Origin of the sequence: Hymenobacter sp. HDW8 (genome assembly GCF_011305775.1) — a bacterium.
Taxonomy (GTDB): Bacteria; Bacteroidota; Bacteroidia; order Cytophagales; family Hymenobacteraceae; genus Hymenobacter; species Hymenobacter radiodurans.
On sequence record NZ_CP049908.1, the window covers coordinates 59,857 to 76,845 of the forward strand.

Annotated in this window: 16 protein-coding genes and 1 pseudogene; 1 reads left to right on the forward strand and 16 read right to left on the reverse strand. The window is 65.4% G+C overall.

The window, feature by feature from the left end; all coding sequences use genetic code 11:
- Positions 1-69 precede the first annotated feature (69 nt).
- From G7064_RS20355 to G7064_RS20410, 10 genes and pseudogenes are all read right to left on the reverse strand, one after another.
- Entirely contained in the window at positions 70-768 is a 699-nt protein-coding gene (locus tag G7064_RS20355; protein ID WP_261990499.1) for a ceramidase, read from the reverse strand.
- 56 nt (positions 769-824) lie between these two features.
- Positions 825-1,838 carry an efflux RND transporter periplasmic adaptor subunit gene (locus G7064_RS20360; RefSeq protein WP_166075250.1) on the reverse strand — a complete coding sequence of 338 codons (1,014 nt, stop codon included), beginning with the start codon at positions 1,836-1,838 and terminating at the stop codon, positions 825-827.
- A 137-nt stretch (positions 1,839-1,975) separates the two neighbouring features.
- Complete coding sequence (locus G7064_RS20365; RefSeq protein WP_166075251.1) at positions 1,976-3,232, reverse strand: efflux RND transporter periplasmic adaptor subunit; 1,257 nt, start codon at positions 3,230-3,232, stop codon at positions 1,976-1,978.
- Positions 3,216-4,487, reverse strand: a complete 1,272-nt coding sequence (locus G7064_RS20370) for a TolC family protein (RefSeq protein ID WP_166075253.1) — start codon at positions 4,485-4,487, stop codon at positions 3,216-3,218. Before G7064_RS20370 ends, G7064_RS20365 begins: the two co-directional genes overlap by 17 nt.
- Positions 4,480-6,505: pseudogene (locus G7064_RS23360) on the reverse strand (efflux RND transporter permease subunit). Before G7064_RS23360 ends, G7064_RS20370 begins: the two are co-directional and overlap by 8 nt.
- Positions 6,505-7,794, reverse strand: a complete 1,290-nt coding sequence (locus tag G7064_RS22825) for an efflux RND transporter permease subunit (RefSeq protein WP_133271136.1) — start codon at positions 7,792-7,794, stop codon at positions 6,505-6,507. Before G7064_RS22825 ends, G7064_RS23360 begins: the two are co-directional and overlap by 1 nt.
- An 85-nt stretch (positions 7,795-7,879) precedes the next feature.
- On the reverse strand, positions 7,880-8,470 hold the full coding sequence (locus tag G7064_RS20395; RefSeq protein ID WP_133271137.1) for a hypothetical protein: 591 nt from the start codon (positions 8,468-8,470) through the stop codon (positions 7,880-7,882).
- Positions 8,471-8,523: 53 nt separating this feature from the next.
- Positions 8,524-9,231: a class I SAM-dependent methyltransferase gene (locus tag G7064_RS20400; protein WP_133271138.1), complete on the reverse strand. Its 708-nt coding sequence runs from the start codon at positions 9,229-9,231 to the stop codon at positions 8,524-8,526.
- 56 nt (positions 9,232-9,287) lie between these two features.
- The gene (locus G7064_RS20405; protein ID WP_133271139.1) at positions 9,288-9,626 is read right to left on the reverse strand and encodes a DUF6799 domain-containing protein; all 339 of its coding nucleotides are present in this window, start codon (positions 9,624-9,626) and stop codon (positions 9,288-9,290) included.
- A 276-nt stretch (positions 9,627-9,902) separates the two neighbouring features.
- A complete protein-coding gene (locus G7064_RS20410; RefSeq protein WP_222841501.1) occupies positions 9,903-10,547 on the reverse strand; it encodes a hypothetical protein in 645 nt (214 codons plus the stop codon).
- Between the two features lie 23 nt (positions 10,548-10,570).
- On the opposite strand from G7064_RS20410, the gene G7064_RS20415 reads away from it, so the two are divergent.
- The gene (locus G7064_RS20415; RefSeq protein WP_165963426.1) at positions 10,571-10,711 is read left to right on the forward strand and encodes a hypothetical protein; all 141 of its coding nucleotides are present in this window, start codon (positions 10,571-10,573) and stop codon (positions 10,709-10,711) included.
- A gap of 1 nt (position 10,712) precedes the next feature.
- On the opposite strand, the gene G7064_RS20420 is transcribed toward G7064_RS20415, so the two are convergent.
- From G7064_RS20420 to G7064_RS20445, 6 genes are all read right to left on the reverse strand, one after another.
- A complete protein-coding gene (locus tag G7064_RS20420; RefSeq protein WP_394347193.1) occupies positions 10,713-11,084 on the reverse strand; it encodes a four-helix bundle copper-binding protein in 372 nt (123 codons plus the stop codon).
- 50 nt (positions 11,085-11,134) lie between these two features.
- The gene (locus G7064_RS20425) at positions 11,135-11,728 is read right to left on the reverse strand and encodes a helix-turn-helix transcriptional regulator (protein ID WP_165963427.1); all 594 of its coding nucleotides are present in this window, start codon (positions 11,726-11,728) and stop codon (positions 11,135-11,137) included.
- Between the two features lie 48 nt (positions 11,729-11,776).
- On the reverse strand, positions 11,777-12,088 hold the full coding sequence (locus tag G7064_RS20430; RefSeq protein ID WP_133271141.1) for a DUF6122 family protein: 312 nt from the start codon (positions 12,086-12,088) through the stop codon (positions 11,777-11,779).
- A 3-nt stretch (positions 12,089-12,091) separates the two neighbouring features.
- Entirely contained in the window at positions 12,092-15,313 is a 3,222-nt protein-coding gene (locus tag G7064_RS20435) for an efflux RND transporter permease subunit (RefSeq protein ID WP_166075256.1), read from the reverse strand.
- Positions 15,314-15,415: 102 nt separating this feature from the next.
- The gene (locus tag G7064_RS20440) at positions 15,416-15,934 is read right to left on the reverse strand and encodes a YybH family protein (RefSeq protein WP_133271142.1); all 519 of its coding nucleotides are present in this window, start codon (positions 15,932-15,934) and stop codon (positions 15,416-15,418) included.
- 38 nt (positions 15,935-15,972) lie between these two features.
- Positions 15,973-16,965, reverse strand: a complete 993-nt coding sequence (locus tag G7064_RS20445; RefSeq protein ID WP_166075257.1) for an efflux RND transporter periplasmic adaptor subunit — start codon at positions 16,963-16,965, stop codon at positions 15,973-15,975.
- Between the last annotated feature and the right edge of the window lie 24 nt (positions 16,966-16,989).

Genomic DNA, 16,989 nt, shown 5'->3' on the forward strand with positions numbered 1-16,989 from the left:
CGGACCACAGGTTAGGTTGAGGCTGTATTATGGTTGCTGTGCACCCCTGGCGCGGTTGGCAATTAACTCTTAAGGACGGCTGTCTTCAAATCGCAGGAGCTGGAATTGGGTGTACAACCGGTACACGCAGTACAGGGCCAGCGCGTCGAGCCAGTGCCAGAGGGCGTGGCCGGAAATCCAGTGGTTAGTGGGGTCGCACACCAGGTGCTGCACATCCAGCAGCCACAGCCCGTAGCCGAGCAGAAACGAGGCCCAAAAGGCTCCGAACCAGCGGTAGTCCGGCCGGACTTTCTGGGTGAAGAACAAGATGGCTTCCAGCACGACGCAGCAGGCAAAGCTCTGCAGGGCGTAGAACTGGCGGGACAGGTCCGGGTCGATGAGCAGCAGGGCAAAAGAGACCCCGAAAAAGAGCAGATACACGGCCCCGATGCGCCCTTTGCCCCAGCGCGTGAGCCGGCGGATGTTCATGGCAAACATGTAGGCCGAGCCCAGGTAGATGCCGGAAAAGTCGAGAATGGCCCCGAGCCGCGTTTCCGACGCGTGAAAAAAGGCCGAGGTCAGGCCCGTGACCACCGAAATGTAGGCCAGCAACACCAGGTGCGCGTGGCCGTGGCGCCGGGCGTGGCGGTAAATAAGCCAGCCCCCGAGTAGAAATCCCAGGTTGGAGACCGTGTTGCCGGGCTGCCGCACCCAACCGCACACCGACTCCTCGCAAAACGCAGCGGCGGTGAATTCGAGGCTGTGCCAGGGGCAGGCAGTGGAATCCATGGAGATAAGGGGGAGAATACTTACTAACGGTCAGGACTGCACGCCGGGCCGGTAGATTACATCTTCATACCGGCCATAGCCCCGCCGCCGCGCCGCAGCTCCCGCTCACTTTCCAGCAGGTACGCCCCGGAGGAAACGACCCGCTCGCCCGCCGTCACGCCACTCAAAATCTCGACGTTGCCGCCGGCCTGCAGGCCCGTGCGGACCATGCGCCGCTCGAAAACGGTGGGGGCCGTTTGCACCCACACCGTGGTCATGTTGCCGACGTTGAGGGCCGTCGCGGGAGCGGCGGTGGAGGAACGGGCCCGCTGGCCCACCAGTACCGTGGCCATCATGCCGGGGCGCAGTTGCCCGTCGGGGTTGGCCACCTGCAGCCGAACCAGGTTAATCTTGCGGTCTTCTTCCAGCACGGGCCGCTCGTCCACCAGCCGGGCCTCGAAGCGCTGGCCGGGGTAGGCCTCCACTTCCACCTGCAGGCGCCCCACCCGGCGCAGCACCTGCAGCTCCGAAGCGTAGAGCTGGGCCTCCACCCACACCGTGGCGGCGTTGGTAATGCGCAGCAGCGGCGTGCCGCGCGTCACGTACTGGCCCTCGCGCACCAGCAGCTCGCCCAGGTAGCCGCCGGCCGGGCTGTCGAAGCGCAGCGTGGCCGGCAGGGGGCCGGCGTTAAGGGCGGCAATCTGGGCGGCGCTGACCCCTTGCAGGCGGAGCTTGGCGGCGGCGGCTTTGCCTCCCGCCGAGGACGACGCACCGCCCATGCGCACGTATTCCTGCGCGTCACTCAGAAGCTGCTCGCTGTAGAGGCCGTAAAGGGGCTGGCCGCGCCGGATGAGCTGGCCCGGGGTATTGGCGTACAGGTGGTCGAGGCGGCCATCGACCCGGGCGCTGACCACCACGGTGCTGTTTTCGTCGGCCGCCACGGTGCCCAGTACCAGCAGCTCGGCGGGCAGGCTTGTCGTCGTTACCAAGCGGGTTTGCAGGCCCGCGCGCGCCTGCTGGCCCGCGTCGATGCCCAGCGTGTCCCGTGTCGTTTCAGATTTGCCGTGCTGCTGATGGGCATCCGTAGCCATCCCGGCGTGTTCCGGTGCTTGGGCATCCGGTGCTGTTTTGCGCGATCGGCAAGCCCCCAGCCCGCTGGTCAGGGCCAGGAGTAGCGCCAGCCACCGCAGGCCGCGTGGCATTCGAAAGTCGGCTTTTAGGTACGGGCTCATGGCGTTTGGGGGTCTAAAAAGCTTTCACTGTCGACCAGGTAGCCGGCTTCCCGCGCCACTTTTTCCTGGGGGCCGAGGCCCGCCAGAATGGCCACCATCGGCCCGCCCAACGGGCCGGTGGTGACGGTACGGGCCTCAAAAAGGCGGCGGCCGGCGGCGGTCGTGCCGCGGTGCACCCACACCAGGTGCCGCCGCCCGGTGTCGTATACGCTGGATGCTGGTAGCTGCAGCCCGCGCGGGGCCGGGGCTTCCAGCGTGCCGGTGAGCAGGGAGTTGACTTTGAGTTGGCCGGCGGCGTTGTCCAGGTACACGCGCACCTGCAGGAACTTCTGGTCCGGGGCGAAGGCGGGTTCAATGTAGGCTACCCGCGCTTCGATGAGCTGCCCGGGGTTCAGCTCGCTGCGGAGCCGGACCCGCTGGCCCGGCCGCACGCGGTCCACGTAGCGGGCTTCGACGGCCAGGATGCCCCACACCTGCCGCAGGTCGTTGATGGTAAAGAGCGGGTCGCCCACGGCTACGTAGCCGCCTTCGCGCAGCCCACTCCCCGCGGCGGGGGCGGTTGCGCCGGCGGCCGGCGCGGCCGGCGCGGAACCCATGCCATCGTCAGTGGCCGTAGCCCCCATGCCCCCGGCCGCCGCCGGCATGGCCGCCGCTGGGGCCACTTGGCTCGGCACGACGTAGCCGGCGTAGGGGCTGACAATGAGCAGCGTAGGAGTGGCGTTTTTAGAGTCACTGGCCAGTTGGCTGGCGGACACGCCCAGCAGCTGCAGTTTGGCGCGGCTGCGCTGCTGCAAATCCGCGTCCACGCCCTGGGCCACCAGGTACTGGTATTCGCGCAGGGCCGTGTTGAGTTCGGGGCTGTAGAGGTCGAGCAGCCGCTGGCCGGCCTGCACGCGCTGGTAGTTGTAGCGCACGTACAGGCGCTCCACGCGGCCGCCCGCGCGGGCGCTCACCTGCCGCTGCCGCCGGGGGTCGGGAGCCACGTAGCCGGTCAGGGCAATGGAGTCAGCCATGCCGGCCCCAACGGGTGCCACCAACGCTTGCGCGGATACCACTAGCCGGCTGGGTGACTGCAGCAGATGGTCAGCCGAGGCAGGCAGCCCCGACACCGTGACTGGTTCAGGCTTAGCACCGGAGGCAGCCAGTGGCTCATCCCGGCCGCAGCCAGCCAGGACGCTGACGCCCAGCACGAGGGCCGTGCGCCAGCCGGTGAGGTTGGCGGCCGAGAATAGCGAGTTATTGCTCGGTTTCATAGTCGTAGGCTGCTTGCAGGGCGAGGACCTGCCCGTAGGTGTCCCAATAGTCCATCTGCTTCATCAGCAGCATCTGCCAGGCATCGAGCAGCACGAACAGGTTGCCCGTGGTTTGGCCGTAGGCCAGGTTCTGCACCTCGAAAGCGCGGCGGTAGGCGGGCAGGATGGCGGTTTCGTAGTTGTGCAGCTGCTCGTGGCCGGCCCGGAGCTGGCTGCGCTTTTCGGCCACGGCCCGGTGGGCTTGTAGGCGCAGGGCCTGCTGCATGAGCTGTTGCTCGTCGAGCTGCAGGGCCACGGCCTGCTCTTCGGACCGGTACAGGCGGGCCGACCAGGGCGCGATGGGGACTGTGACCATACCCATCAGGGTGTAACGGTTGGCCATGCCCGGTGTCATCTGCATGTGCTCGAAGCGGACGCCAAAGTCGGGCTTGCGGCCTAGGCGGGCAATTTTCTGCTCTAGGCGCGTGGCTTCAATCATCCGCTCGCCGGCGGCCAGGTCGCTGCGGCGCGCCACCGTGGTGTCGGCGAAATCAGGGCGCAGCAGCTGGGCGGTGTCGAGGGCAAACGCCCGGTCGGTGGGCTGGCCCAGCAGGGTGTTGAGCACGATGCTGCCTTCGCGAATAAGCGAGAGCAGGGTGGCGTCGGTGTTGTCCAGCTCCTTGAGCTGGGCCTCGGCTTTGAACAGGGTACCCAGCGCGGCCTGGTTGTAGGTGTACCGGTCGCGGGTGAGGGCAACCACGCGCTGCAGGGTGCGCCGGCTTTGGCTTAGCACGCGCCGCTTGCGCTCGGCCACGAACCGCTGGTAATACGCCGCCTTGGCCCCGGCGCGCAGCTCGTTGAGCTGCCCGCGCTGCTCGGCCCGCACCACCTGCCCCTGCGCCCGCAGCAGGTCGCGCCGGGCGTTGAGCTTGGCGGGATTGGTCAGCATCTGCTCGACAGACACGACCATACCAGCCTGATTTTCGGGTGAGTCCATTTCCTTGAGGATGGCCGTGCGGTAGGGATATTGGGCTAGCCCGAAGCCCACCTGCGGCGGCATCTGGCTGCGGGCCCCCGCCGCCCGCGCATCCAGGGCCTGAATGCGGCGCTGGTAGGCCGTCAGCGAGGGGTAGCTGGCTTCCACCCCGGCCAGCACCTGAGCCAGGGAAAGCGTGGGCGCGGCGGGAGCTTGAACTTGGGCGCGGACCGGCGCGGGCCCGCTCAGGGCCGCCCCCAGCAGCAGGATACACAACAGACGAGGCATGGCGTTAATCATGGAGGGTGAGGTAAGTCAGCTGCCCGGTGCGGCGCCATTCCCATTCCTTCACCAGGGCAAAGAGGGCGGGCACCACCACGAGGGCGTACAGGGTGGCCGTGACCAGGCCGAACACGTAAGGCAGGGCCAGCGGCCGCATCAGGTCGCTGCCCACGCCGGTGGCAATGAGCACTGGAAACAGGCCCAGCATGTCCACCACTACCGTCATCAGCACCGGCCGAATGCGCAGCACGGCGCCGGCGTACACGGCCTTTTCAATGTCCTGCTGCGTGATCGGTGGCATTGGCGGCGCGGGGGCCACGACCCCCGCGGGCACTCCGGGCATTGCTGCATCGGGTGGTGGCGGGGCAGTGAGCGGCGGGGCCGCCCCATCTGGCAGAGCCGGTGGCTGGCGGGAGCGCACCAAGTCGCCCAGGGCCTGGTTGAGGTACACCACTACGAGCACCCCCGTTTCCATAGCCACGCCGAACAGAGCAATGAAGCCCACGGCCACGGACACCGAAAAGTTGACGTCGAACAGGTGCAGCGAGTACACGCCCCCAATCAAAGCCAGGGGATGCCCGAGAGGATGATAAGCACCTCCCGCATGGCCTTGAACGTAAAATAGAGAATGAAGCAGATGACGAGCAGCACCCCCGGAATGATGAGCTGGAGCCGCTTTTGGGCACTGACCTGGTTTTCGTACTGCCCGCTCCACTCGATATAGTAGCCCTGGGGCAGGCGGGGGAAGTGGGCCGCCACCCGTTCCTTGGCCTCGTTCACCACGCTGCCCATGTCGCGGCCGCGCACGTTGAAGAGTACCGTGCCCCGCAGCAGGGCGTTTTCCGAGTTGATCATGGCCGGCCCCTCGGTGATGCGCAGCTCGGCCACGGCCGAGAGCGGCACCGGGCCGTACTGGGCCGTTTGCACCGGCACGCGCCCCAGCTCCTGCAGGTTGTTGCGGAAGTCCTGGGCCAGGCGCACGTTGATGGTGAACCGCTCCCGCTTTTCCACCGTGGTGCCGATGCGGGCTCCGCCCAGGGCCGTTTCGATGAGCACGCCCACGTCGTCCACGTCCAGGCCGTAGCGGGCCAGCTCGTGGCGCCGCACGGCAATTTCCAGGTACTTGCCCCCGTGAGCGGCTCCACGTAGAGGTCGGCCAGGCCCTCAATGCCGCTGATGGCCTGCTTTACCTGCTGCGCCAGTACGTAGATGCTGTCCAGGTCGGCGCCGTAGATTTTCACGCCCACGTCGGTGCGGATGCCGGTAGAAAGCATGTTGATGCGGTTGATGATGGGCTGGGTCCAGCCCACGGCCACGCCCGGAATGCGCACCCGCTGATTCATTTCCGCAATCAGCTTTTCCGTGGTCATGCCGTCGCGCCACTGGTCGCGGGGCTTGAGCAGGATGATGGTTTCAATCATGCTCAGCGGGGCGTTGTCGGTGGCCGTGTTGGCCCGGCCGGCCTTGCCCAGCACGTTGGCCACCTCCGGGAAGCCCATCAGCAGCTTGTCCTGCACCTGCAAAATGCGCTTGGCCTCGGCGTAAGACACGTCGGGCAGCGTAGTGGGCATCATCAGCAGTGAGCCTTCGTCGAGCGGCGGCATGAACTCGGTGCCGGTGCTCAGCACCAGCGGAATGCTGCCCAGCACCAGGGCCAGCACCAGGGCCAGCACCGTCTTTTTCCAGCGCAGCGCCAGCCGCACCACCGGCCCGAACACCCCGGTGAAGAAGCGCGACACCGGGTTGCGGCTATTAGGAATCAGCTTGCCCTTGAGCAGCACCCGCAGGGCCATGGGCAGGATGAGCACGGCCACCAGGGCCGAGCCCACCAGACAAAAGCTCTTGGTGAGCACCAGGGGCGTAAACAGCTTTTTTTCCTGGCCCGTCAGCAGCAGGATGGGGGCAAATGAGACGAGCGTGATGAGAATGGACGACACCACGGCGCGGCCAATGGTGCGGGCCGACTGCTCGATGAGGCGGATGCGCTCGGCTTCGGGCAGCTCACGGGTGTGGCCAATGCGTTGTTTCTCCATCATCAGGTGGCGTCGTTGGGCTGGTCCGGCCCCACCACCCGGTCGGTGAGCTGGCGGTAGGCATTTTCCGCCATCACGATGCCCGAGTCCACCAGGTCGCCCACCGCCAGGGCCACGCCGCCGAGCGACATGAGGTTGGACGAGACCCCGAACAGCTTCATCAGGATGAAGCCGATAAGGATGGAGAGCGGAATGTTGACGATGGCCACCAGCCCCGAGCCGAAGTGAAACAGGAACACCAGCACCACAATGCACACCACAATCAGCTCCTCGGAAATGGTCTCCTTCAGCGTGCCGATGGCGGCCATAATCAGGTCGCTGCGGTCGTAGGCCACCTTGAATTTCACGCCGGGCGGCAGGCCCTTGGCCACGTCAGCGAGGCGGGTTTTCACCCGGTCAATGACCTCCTTAGCGTTTTCGCCGTAGCGCATCACCACGATGCCGCCTACCACCTCGCCCTCGCCGTTTTCGTCGGCGATTCCCAGGCGCAAGTCGGCGCTCATCTGCACCGTGGCCACGTCGCGGATACGCACGGGCACGGACTTGTACTGGCCCAGGGGAATGTTCTGGATGTCTTCGACGCTCTTGATGTAGCCCAGGCCCTTAACCAGGTAGCCGGCCCGGTTGCTCTCGAACAGGCTGCCGCCCACGTCGCGGTTGTTGCGGTTGATGGCGCTGATGACCTTGGTCAGGGGGATGTCGTAGTAGAGCAGCTTGTGGGGGTTGATGCTCACCTGGTACTGCTTCTGGAAGCCACCGAAGGAAGCCACTTCGCTTACGCCCTCCACGTTTTGCAGGGCAAACTTGACGTACCAGTCCTGCAGGGCGCGCAGCTCGCCCAGGTTGTAGTCGGGGGCCTGCAGCGTGTACCAGAACACGTGGCCTACGCCCGTGCCATCGGGCCCCAGGGAGGGCGTGATATTGGGCGGCAGGAACTTCTGCGCGTAGTTTAGCCGATCCAGCACCCGCGAGCGGGCCCAGTAGATGTCCACGTCGTCCTCAAATATCATAAAGACGAAGCTCATACCGAACATGGAAGCGGCGCGAATGGACTTAACCCGGGGCACGCCCTGCAGGTTGGACACCAGCGGGTAAGTCACCTGGTCCTCCATAATCTGCGGGTTGCGCCCCATCCACTCCGTGTAGATGATGACCTGGTTCTGCGACAAATCCGGTAGCGCGTCCACCGGCGTCGTGTAAATAGAATACACGCCGCCCGCCACCAGCAAGCCCGCAAGCAGACTGACCCAGAAGCGGTGGTTCACCGACCAGGAAATCAGGCGTTCTAACATGTAAGATTGAAGTGGTGATTCATAAAAAGTGGGCGCTGCGCTTTGCCAGCAGCAAGGGCCCGCCGCTGTGTCGTTGGATAGGCGCTCAGTGCGCCGCTCCCGTCCGGCTTTGCTGGAGCAGCCAGTTGATTTTGGTCATGCGGTGCATCTGGTCGTAGGCGGTGAGATTGCCGTGCGGAAGCTGCGCGTCGAGCAGGTCGTGAAAGCGGTGGTTGTTGGGGAAGGCCTTTTTGACAGCCAGCAGCGTCAGCGGCTGCAGGGGCGCTTCGGCGTTGGGGCTAAAAAACAGGCGCACAAAGCCGGGGCTCTTGCCCACGGTGGGCTGCTCCACCTTATAGAGTAGCAACTCCTCGCCGGGGTTTAGGATGGGATAGTGCTGATTATTGGAGGCAAACCGATAGTCGCGTCCGTCGCAGTCACGAAACCCAAATAGGCTGTCCTTGGCTACCTGATACGATCTGCCCCCGTGAATGACCGTCATGGTGGGCTTGCCGCTGAACTCATGTAGGCGCAGCTTGTGGGTTGCCGTTTTGCAGTCCACGCCCAGCGTGAGGCGGTGCTGGCGGAAGTCTTCGGCCGAGCGGTACAGTCCGCTGCCCAGCCGGGCGGTCTGCCCCCGGGCACTGGTGGCCACGGCCATCAGCAGGCTCAGCAGGGCAAAAAAGTAAGTTTGCATGACAGTGGACAAGAGGCTTGGAGGAGGAAAGGGCGGAAAGCAGCAGCCCCACCTTAGAGGCGGGCGACCACGACGTGGCCCCACCAGTTGAGGTAGCGGTACGGGCGGGGAAAGGCCTGAAAATCGAGCTGCCTAAAGCCCGCTTGCCGAAAGGCTTGGTGCAGCTCCGACTTGTCGTAGAGGTTGGCGTGCCACCACCGGCCGATAAACGGCACCATGTACGGGCTCTGCCGCGTGATAAACACCACGAGCGTGCCGGCCGGCCGCAGCCGGAGCCGCAGGCTCTCCAGCGCCGCCGCCAGATCGGCCTTGGGCAGGTATTCGAGCATGGCCGAGGAGATAATCAGGTCGTAGTCCCACCAGCCGGCCGGCAGCGTGCCTAAGTCCAGGGCATCGGCTACTTCCAGCTCAATGCCGACCACAGGGTGCTGGTCCAAGTGCCGGGCGAACCGGCGGAGCATGCGCGGCGTCACATCGAAGGCGTGAAACCGGGCCGGCAGCAAGTGGCGCCCCGCTAGGGCCGTGTGCAGGGCTATGGTGGCCGCCCCAGTGCCACAGCCCGCGTCGAGCACCTTCAGGTCGGGCCGCAGAAAGTCGGCCTGCGCAAAGTACCGGGTCAGCCCCTGCGGGTAGCGCAGCAGCCCGATCATGGTCTCGTAGAGACCGGGGCGGCTGGAATACAGGCGCCGGGTCGAGGTTGTGCGGGCCGAAGCGGTGGAAACGGACATCAGCAATAGCGTAGAAAGAGTGGTGGAACCCAACTACCCTACCGAAAACAGGCAGGGCAAGAGTCCGCAGGTGGCGGGCCGTGGAGGGCTCAGGCCCCGGCTTTCGCGCCTTTGCTCAAGAAGCGCGGGTTCTTCATGATTTTGCCATTCTTCATCATGTGCTCCCCTTCTTTCATCTGGATGACGGTGCCATCCTTGCGGGTGCAGCTACCATTAGTTCGGCAGACGGTGCCGTCGCGCATGGTCATGGGTTGGGTCATCGGCAGCAGCTGGCCGCCCTGAACGAACATCATCCGGCCGTCCTTCAGCACGCAGTAGTCGTGCAGCGGCAGGGCGGCCGCCGGGCCAGGGGGACTGGTCTGCGCGTGGGAGGCGCTGGCGAGCCCCAGCAGCAGGAAAACGAACAGCAGAAAGGGTAGCTTCTTCATAACGGGACGGCAGGGCGCACGCGGGAGAGCGTAATAAGAGCGAGCAAAATTCCGGCTTTGGGGAGGCCCTCCCCATGATCTTCGTGCCCGAAGCACATGACCTTTATCATAGTCTACCCAGCAGTGATGGCTTACCCCCTGCCGAAAGGCCCGGCACGAAAGCCCCGCCGGGCCGGTACTTTGAGGAGTGGAAATGGATATCTGGGAACCAGGGCAGTCGCCTAAGCGGCCCTGCTAGTGGCCCGCGCCACCCAGTCAGGCGTTAGCGGGCAGGCGCTAATGATGCCCCATGCCCCCACTTAACAGGTGTTTGAGGATAACCAACAGCAGGCCCGCCCCCAAAAGGATGAAGAGCACGTACCGCCCCCACGGCGTGGGCGCCGCCGAAGCGCGCCCAGCGGCTACCCGCTGGGTGTGTTCGCGTTGTTGCCGGCGCCACTGGCCGATCCGCCCCCAGGGCTTGTACACCGAAATAGCGGTGGCCGCCAGCAGCACCACCAGCGCGGCGGCGGCATCGGCCAGCAGTTGCAGGCGCAGTCCACGCAGATCGGTCGCGGAAAGATCCGTTTTAGCGGCCACTTCGGCCAGGTAGCTGATGGGCTGCATGTGGAGCAGCAGCAGCAGCGTAGCCCCCACCGTGAGCACCAGCTTCACCAGCACCCAATAGTGCTTGAAGAGCCCCCACGGCGTACCCAGGGCCTGCACCACGCCCGTGAGCAACGCCCCCAGGCTGGAGGGCACAATAATCAACCAGCCGCTGAGTCCCATGGCCAGGTACGCCGTGCGCACCAGCAAGGCATCCTCGCTGGTCAGCCCGGTGATGGCCAGGGCCAGGAACACGGCTACCGCCCCGAGCCAGCCCACGGAGAACGTGATATGGGCCGTGAGCATGAACTTGCGCAGGAGCGGGGATAAAGTCATCGACATGGAATTGAGAGACGGAGATGGCCCGCGAATTTACCGGCCCTGGGGTAGGCTACGCTACAGAAGTGCGCCAACCACCTGCCTGTTTTTTAGGCCCCGAAAAACAGCAGCAGCCAGCTGGTACGAATACCGGCTGGCTGCTGGAAAGTCAGGCGGGGTAAGCTAGGCGGCCATGCCCTGGCGGCAGGCTTGTTCGCAGCGGCGACAAGCCTCGGCGCACTCGCGGCAATGCGCGGAGTGGGCGCCGTGCTGCTCGCACTCATCGCCGCAGGCCTTGCAGATTTCGGCGCACTCTTTCAGCAAATGGGCGGCGTGCTCCGAGCCGCGGGCCACAAATCGGGCGGTGAGGGCACAGATGTCGGCGCAGTCGCGGTCGAGCAGGACGCAGCGGGCCATCATCTGCACGTTTTCTTCCTGCAGGCAGGCGGTGGCGCAGTGCTCGCAGGCGGCGATGCAGGCATTGAGGGCGTCGAGCAGAGATTGGTTTTGGGTATGCATAGGAAAGAGGGTTAGGTAAGGGAATAAGCAACCCAACCGGGCCGCTGTATAGGTATACCCCCCCCTTCTATCTGCGGTTTTACATATTATCCCCCTTCCCTTGCATCATTTAGGGCCTTTGTGGTCTTGGCCGGAAGCAACTCGGCGCCGAGCCGCCGGCGATACGTGGAAGGCGAACAGCGGGTCAGGCGCCGGAACTGGCCGGAGAAGTGCGCCAGGCTGCTGTACCCCAGCCGCCGGGCAATGAGGCCCACGCCGAGGGCTGAGGAGGCCAGCAGCTCCTGAGCATAAGCCAGGCGCTCACCGAGGAGGTAACCCGCCAGGGTTTGGCCGGTGCCCAGCCGGGCAAAGGCCGCGCTGAGCTGCGGATACGACAACCCCAGCTCCTGGGCAACCGCCTCCCCAAACGCTCGGTGCCGCAGCACCTCCCCCGGTTGACGCAGCCGCCGGTTTACCGCCTCGCTCACTCGCTCTACCAGCGTCTGGTGCCAGGTTTCGAGCAGCGCGAACCGGGCCGCGGCCAGCGTGGCCCGCACCCGGGGCCAGTCCACCGCTTCCGCCGGGCCGGCTACCGTAGCGGCGCCCAGCCGCACGTCGAGCACCTGCAGGCCCAGCCCTTCCAGCTCCCGGCGCACCACCCGAATACCGCGCGCGCAGACCATGTGCTTGATGAAGAGCACGGTGGTAGGCGAAGCAGCGTCGGGGTGAGGGGCCATCAGTACGCGGCGTTAAGGCAGGTAGATACCGCGTTGCCAGCACTCGGTGTAGTCCAGCACCATGTGCAGCAGAAAGCCCACGGCCCACACCCGGGTGCGGGCGGGCACGAGCAGCAGCCCGTAGGCGCCGATGGCCCAGTAGGTGTGGAAGGTGTGGAAGTTGATGCTGCACCGCTCCGCGTCGTAGAAGGGCGTGGCCCACAAATGATCCAGGTCGAGCAGCAACGCGGCGGCCAGCACCAGCCAGACCCGCCGCCAGTGGGGCCGGTAAAACCCCAGGGCGACGAGGCCGGGCACCGTGATATGGAGAAAAGCGTGCAGCATCCCTTAGCGCACGGGCAGCACCGGGTTGCGGTCCCCGGCCGGCGTCAGCGGCTGGGCATCCAGTTCCTGCGGGTGGTCGTCGAGGCCTACTTCCTGGTGGGAAGCGAAATACTGGGCCAGGGCTTTTTCGCCCACCAGCCAGAACACCACGGGCGTGACGATGATGTCCAGGAACGTGGAGGAGAGCAGGCCGCCCAGAATGACGGTAGCCACCGGGTACAGGATTTCCTTGCCCGGCGCGTCCTTGGCCAGCGTCAGCGGTACCAGGGCCAGGGCCGCCACCAGAGCGGTCATCAGCACGGGCACCAGGCGCTCCAGGGAGCCGCGCACAATCATGCGCCTACCGAATTTCTCCCCCTCGTGCTCCACCAGATGGATGTAGTGGGAAATCATCATGATGCCGTTGCGCGAGGCAATGCCCGTCAGGGTGATGAAGCCCACGAGCGAGGCGATGCTGAACGTGCCCCCGGTGAGCAGCACCGCCACCACCGAGCCAATCAGGGCCAGGGGAATGTTGAGCATGATCTGCCCGACCATGTAGGTGGACTTGAAGTGCGAGTAGAGCACCAGGAAAATGCCGGCCAGCGAAAACAAGCTCAGCCACAGAATCTTCTGGGAGGCCGACTGCTGGCTCTCGAACTGCCCCCCGTAGGTCAGGTAGTAGCCCGCGGGCAGCTTGACCTGCTGGCTGACTTTCTGCTGAATCTCCTTCACGGTGGAGCCCAGGTCACGCTCGGCCACGTTCAGGGAGATGGTGATGCGGCGCTGGGTATTTTCGTGGTTGACGGTGTTGGGGCCGGGCTCGTAGAGAATGTCGGCCACCTGGCTGACGGGGATTAGGGCCCCCGTGGGCGTTTCAATGCGGGTCTGGCCAATGGCGGTCAGGTCGTTGCGCTGGCTTTCGGGCAGCTTGACGATCAAGTCGAAGCGCTGCTGGCCGTTGAGCATCTGCGACACCACGGCGCCCTGAAAGAGGGTTTCCAGGTCCTGCACCACTTCGCCCCGCTCCATGCCGTAGGCGCGCAGGGCGTCCTCCCGGGGGCGGATGAGCAGCTGGGGGATCTGCACCTGCTTTTCCACCTGTAGGTCCACCACGCCCGGCACCGTGGCCGCGGCGGCGCGGACTTCGTTGGCGTAGCGGCGCAATTCGAGCAGGTCGTTGCCAAAAACCTTGATGGCGACCTGGGCCCGCACGCCCGAGAGCAGGTGGTCCAGGCGGTGGGAGATGGGCTGGCCAATGTTCACGTTCACGCCGGTGATCAGGCTGAGCTTGTCGCGCATGTCGGCCAGGATCTCATCCCGGCTGCGCATCTCGCGGCCCTCCTTTGCCAGCTCCTCTTCGGTTTTGAAGGCCACCTCGATTTCCGAGTTGTTGACGGACTCGGCGTGCTCGTCGAGCTCGGCGCGGCCCGTGCGGCGGGCGGTGTAGGCCACTTCCGGAATCTTGAGCATCTGCTCCTCGCCGATGGTGCCCAGGCGGTTGGACTCGGTGAGGGAGGTGCCGGCGGGGGCCGAGAAGTTCACCGTCAGCGAGCCCTCGTTAAAGGGCGGCAGAAACTCCGTGCCGAAGAAGGGCACCATGGCCGCCGCCATCACAAAGAGCAAGGCGGTGGAGGTGAGCACCAGCTTGGGATGCTGCAGCCCCCAGCCCAGCAGGCGGGTATCTTTTTTCTTGAGCCAGCGCACCAGGCCCCCGTCGGTTTCGGGGTGGTCCATCTGCTTCATCTTCGGCAGCAGGTAGTAGCACAGCACCGGCGTGATGGTGAGCGAGACAAACAGCGAGGCCACGATGCTGGTGATGTAGGCGATGCCCAGGGGCGCAAAAATGCGGCCTTCCATGCCCTCGAGCGCGAATAGAGGCAGGAACACGAGCACCACGATGATGGTGGCGTACACGATGGAGTTGCGCACCTCCGAGCTGGCGGCATAGATGACTTTCAGCACCGGCCGCGGCCTGGGCAGCTGCCGGTTTTCCCGTAGGCGCCGATACACGTTTTCCACGTCCACGATGGCATCATCCACGAGCTCGCCGATGGCAATGGCCAGCCCGCCCAGGGTCATGGTGTTGATGGAGATGCCCGCCGCGCGAAACACGAGCGCCGTCACCAGCAGCGAAAGCGGGATGGCCACCAGCGAGATGAAGGTGGTGCGCACGTTCAGCAGAAAGGCGAACAGCACGATGATCACCAGGATGGCGCCGTCGCGCAGGGCCTCCTCCACGTTGGTGATGGACGACTCAATAAACTCGGACTGCTTGAACAAGCGGGTGTTGACCTGCACGTCCTTGGGCAAAGAGGGCTTGAGCTCCACCAGCGCTTTTTCTACGGCCTCGGTGAGGCCCACGGTGGCCGCGCCCGGCTGCTTCTCGATGCTCAGAATTACGGCCGGCTTGCCGTTTACGCTGCCGTCCCCGCGCTTGAAGCGGGCGCCGAACTCCACGCGGGCGATGTCGACCACGCGCACGGGCGACTGCTCGCGGTAGCCCACGATGATGTTTTCGATGTCCGTGACCGAGCGCAGGCGGCCCAGGTTGCGGATGAGCACCTCCGAGCCGTTGCGGTCGAAGAAGTTGCCGGTGGTATTCAGGTTGGAGTTGCGCAGCGCGTCCTCCACCTGGTTAACGGTGATGCCCGTCGCGTTCAGGCGGGCCATATCCAGCAGCACCTGGTACTGCAGGTTGTCGCCGCCAATAGGGATGACCTGGGCCACACCCGGAATCGAGAGCAGGCGCTGGCGCACGGTGTAGTTGGCCAGGGTGCGCAAGTCGGCGGCGTTGGTTTCCTTGCCGCCCGACAGGCCTACGAGCATGATCTGGCCCATCACCGAGGAGATAGGACCCAGCACCGGGGTGATGCCCGTGGGCAGCTGCTCGCCCACGGTCTGCAGCTTTTCGCTGACGATCTGGCGGGCGGTGAAGATGTCCGTGCCGTAGTCGAACTCCACGAACACCATGCCCAGGCCGATGGCCGAGTTGGAGCGCACGGCCGACACGCCGGTGGCCCCGTTCAGGGCCGTCTCCACGGGCAGCGTCACCAGCGCCTCTACTTCCTCGGGGGCCATACCCGGGGATTCGAGGAAGACGGTCACGCGGGGGCGGTCCAGGTCAGGCAGCACGTCCACGGGCAGCTGCTGGGCCGTGTACGCCCCGGCCAAAAGCAGGCCTACGGCGAAGGCCAGCATGAGCAGGCGGTTCTGCAGGGCAAAGCGAATTATCTTATCAAGCATCGGTTGTTAGCGCAAAAGAGGAAGAAGTGAAGGCGGCCGGGTGGCACCTCCCCTCCCGAAATCGGCAGCGTCCTAGGCCGCAGTCCGGGCCCACCGGACAACTTATTTTTTGACGCGGGGCGTGCGGGCCGAGGAGTGGGTGGTCATGATTTGCCACTGGCCGGCGGCGTTTTTGCGCAGCACGGACGTGGCCACCCCGCGGCGGACGATGGGCGCCTTGGCTTCCTTCTCTTTGGGATCGGGTTTCAGGTTGATGGTATAGGTGTAGGTTTCCGTGGCGAAGGCGTAGGGGCCATCCACCTGCACCGCGGCTTGGTAGTCGCTGAAGGTGAAGGCCTTGAACTCCTTCAGCTCCGGCGCCAGGTGGTGGGCGGCGTAGTGCTGGTAGGTGCCTTCCACCCCCCCCGACTCGAACACCTGCGAGTTGGCCGTGAACAGGCGGTGGGTGCCCGTGGTGTCCAGCTTCTGCACGGCCTGTTGGTACTTGGTCAGCGTTGCTTTGACGGCGGCCTCGTCAGCCGCCGACCCGGGGGCAGCAGCCGGGGTGGTTTGGGCCTGCGCCGTGGGGGCGGCAACAGCAAGGGTAGCGGTCAGCGCCGCGAAGGCAAGAACATGTTTCATGGGAGGGGAAGAGAAGGCCCCCGGTGGGGGCGGGTGGGTTACTGGTTGAGGTAAATGGATTTGAGCTGGTAGGTGCCTGTGGTGACGACCCGGTCGTTTTCGTTGACCTCGCCCTGGGCTAGCACGGTCTGCTCGCCGTTGACGGCGCCGGGCTGCACGTACTGAATCTTAAAGCGCTCGGGCGCGGTGTGCACGAACACCACGGGCTTGCCGTTCAGGTCGGTGACGGCCGAGGTAGGCACCACCAGCTGGGGCTCGCTGCCGCCACTTTGGCCGACTACCTGCACGTTCACCGCCTGGCCCGCGCGGTAGGCACTGCCGGCCGCGCCGTCGAGTTCGAGCACCAGTTGCCGGGCTTGATTCACGGGGTTCACCACGTTGCTGAACACCACCAGGCGGGCCGCTACCCCGGCCTGGCCCTGCAGGCCTTCCACCCGGAACTTCGCCCCGGGCGACACCTTGGCCAGATCCTGGGCAAACACCTGGGCTTCGACGCGCAGCTTGCGGGGGTTGATGACGCGGAAGAGCTCATCCCCCTGGTTTACTTGCTGGCCTACGGCCAGCGAGAACACGTCCACCGTGCCGCTGATGGGCGAGAGGATGGACACGCGGCGGTTGCTGGCCTGGCCGTTATAGATGCTGGCGTTCTGCCGGGCCTGGCGCAGGCGCAGCTCGGCGGCCACTACGTCTTTGCGCGCGGCGATGTCGGCAATGCTTTGCAGGCGGGCGTACTCCTGCTGAGCCGCGCGCAGCTCGGCCTGGGCGTTGGCCCGCTCCGTGCTGAGCCCGATCTGCTCGGTCGCGGCCAAGGTTTGCTCGATGACGGCCAGCGTCTGCCCGGCCCGCACTTGCTGGCCTACCCGGGCGGGGAGGCTGACAATGCGGCCCGTTTGAGGCACCACAATCGGCCCTTCGCCGCCGGCGGCGGCCGAAACCGTGCCGTAGAGCGTGGCCCGGCTGTAGGTTTGGGAGTAGCTGGCCAGGCTGGTGCCCACCTTAAACAGGAACTGGCTTTCCTTGGGCAGCAGCACCTCATCGGTGAGGGCGACGCCGGG

Excerpts from the sequence above, each read along its gene's own strand:
- G7064_RS20415 (WP_165963426.1), top strand. The coding sequence starts at position 10,571 with ATGGCCCGCGAATTTACCGGCCCTGGGGTAGGCTACGCTACAGAAGTG.
- G7064_RS20365 (WP_166075251.1), bottom strand. The coding sequence starts at position 3,232 with ATGAAACCGAGCAATAACTCGCTATTCTCGGCCGCCAACCTCACCGGC.
- G7064_RS20395 (WP_133271137.1), bottom strand. The coding sequence starts at position 8,470 with ATGCAAACTTACTTTTTTGCCCTGCTGAGCCTGCTGATGGCCGTGGCC.
- G7064_RS22825 (WP_133271136.1), bottom strand. The coding sequence starts at position 7,794 with ATGTTAGAACGCCTGATTTCCTGGTCGGTGAACCACCGCTTCTGGGTC.
- G7064_RS20355 (WP_261990499.1), bottom strand. The coding sequence starts at position 768 with ATGGATTCCACTGCCTGCCCCTGGCACAGCCTCGAATTCACCGCCGCT.
- G7064_RS20370 (WP_166075253.1), bottom strand. The coding sequence starts at position 4,487 with ATGATTAACGCCATGCCTCGTCTGTTGTGTATCCTGCTGCTGGGGGCG.
- G7064_RS20440 (WP_133271142.1), bottom strand. The coding sequence starts at position 15,934 with ATGAAACATGTTCTTGCCTTCGCGGCGCTGACCGCTACCCTTGCTGTT.
- G7064_RS20410 (WP_222841501.1), bottom strand. The coding sequence starts at position 10,547 with ATGACTTTATCCCCGCTCCTGCGCAAGTTCATGCTCACGGCCCATATC.
- G7064_RS20435 (WP_166075256.1), bottom strand. The coding sequence starts at position 15,313 with ATGCTTGATAAGATAATTCGCTTTGCCCTGCAGAACCGCCTGCTCATG.
- G7064_RS20360 (WP_166075250.1), bottom strand. The coding sequence starts at position 1,838 with ATGGCTACGGATGCCCATCAGCAGCACGGCAAATCTGAAACGACACGG.
- G7064_RS20430 (WP_133271141.1), bottom strand. The coding sequence starts at position 12,088 with ATGCTGCACGCTTTTCTCCATATCACGGTGCCCGGCCTCGTCGCCCTG.
- G7064_RS20405 (WP_133271139.1), bottom strand. The coding sequence starts at position 9,626 with ATGAAGAAGCTACCCTTTCTGCTGTTCGTTTTCCTGCTGCTGGGGCTC.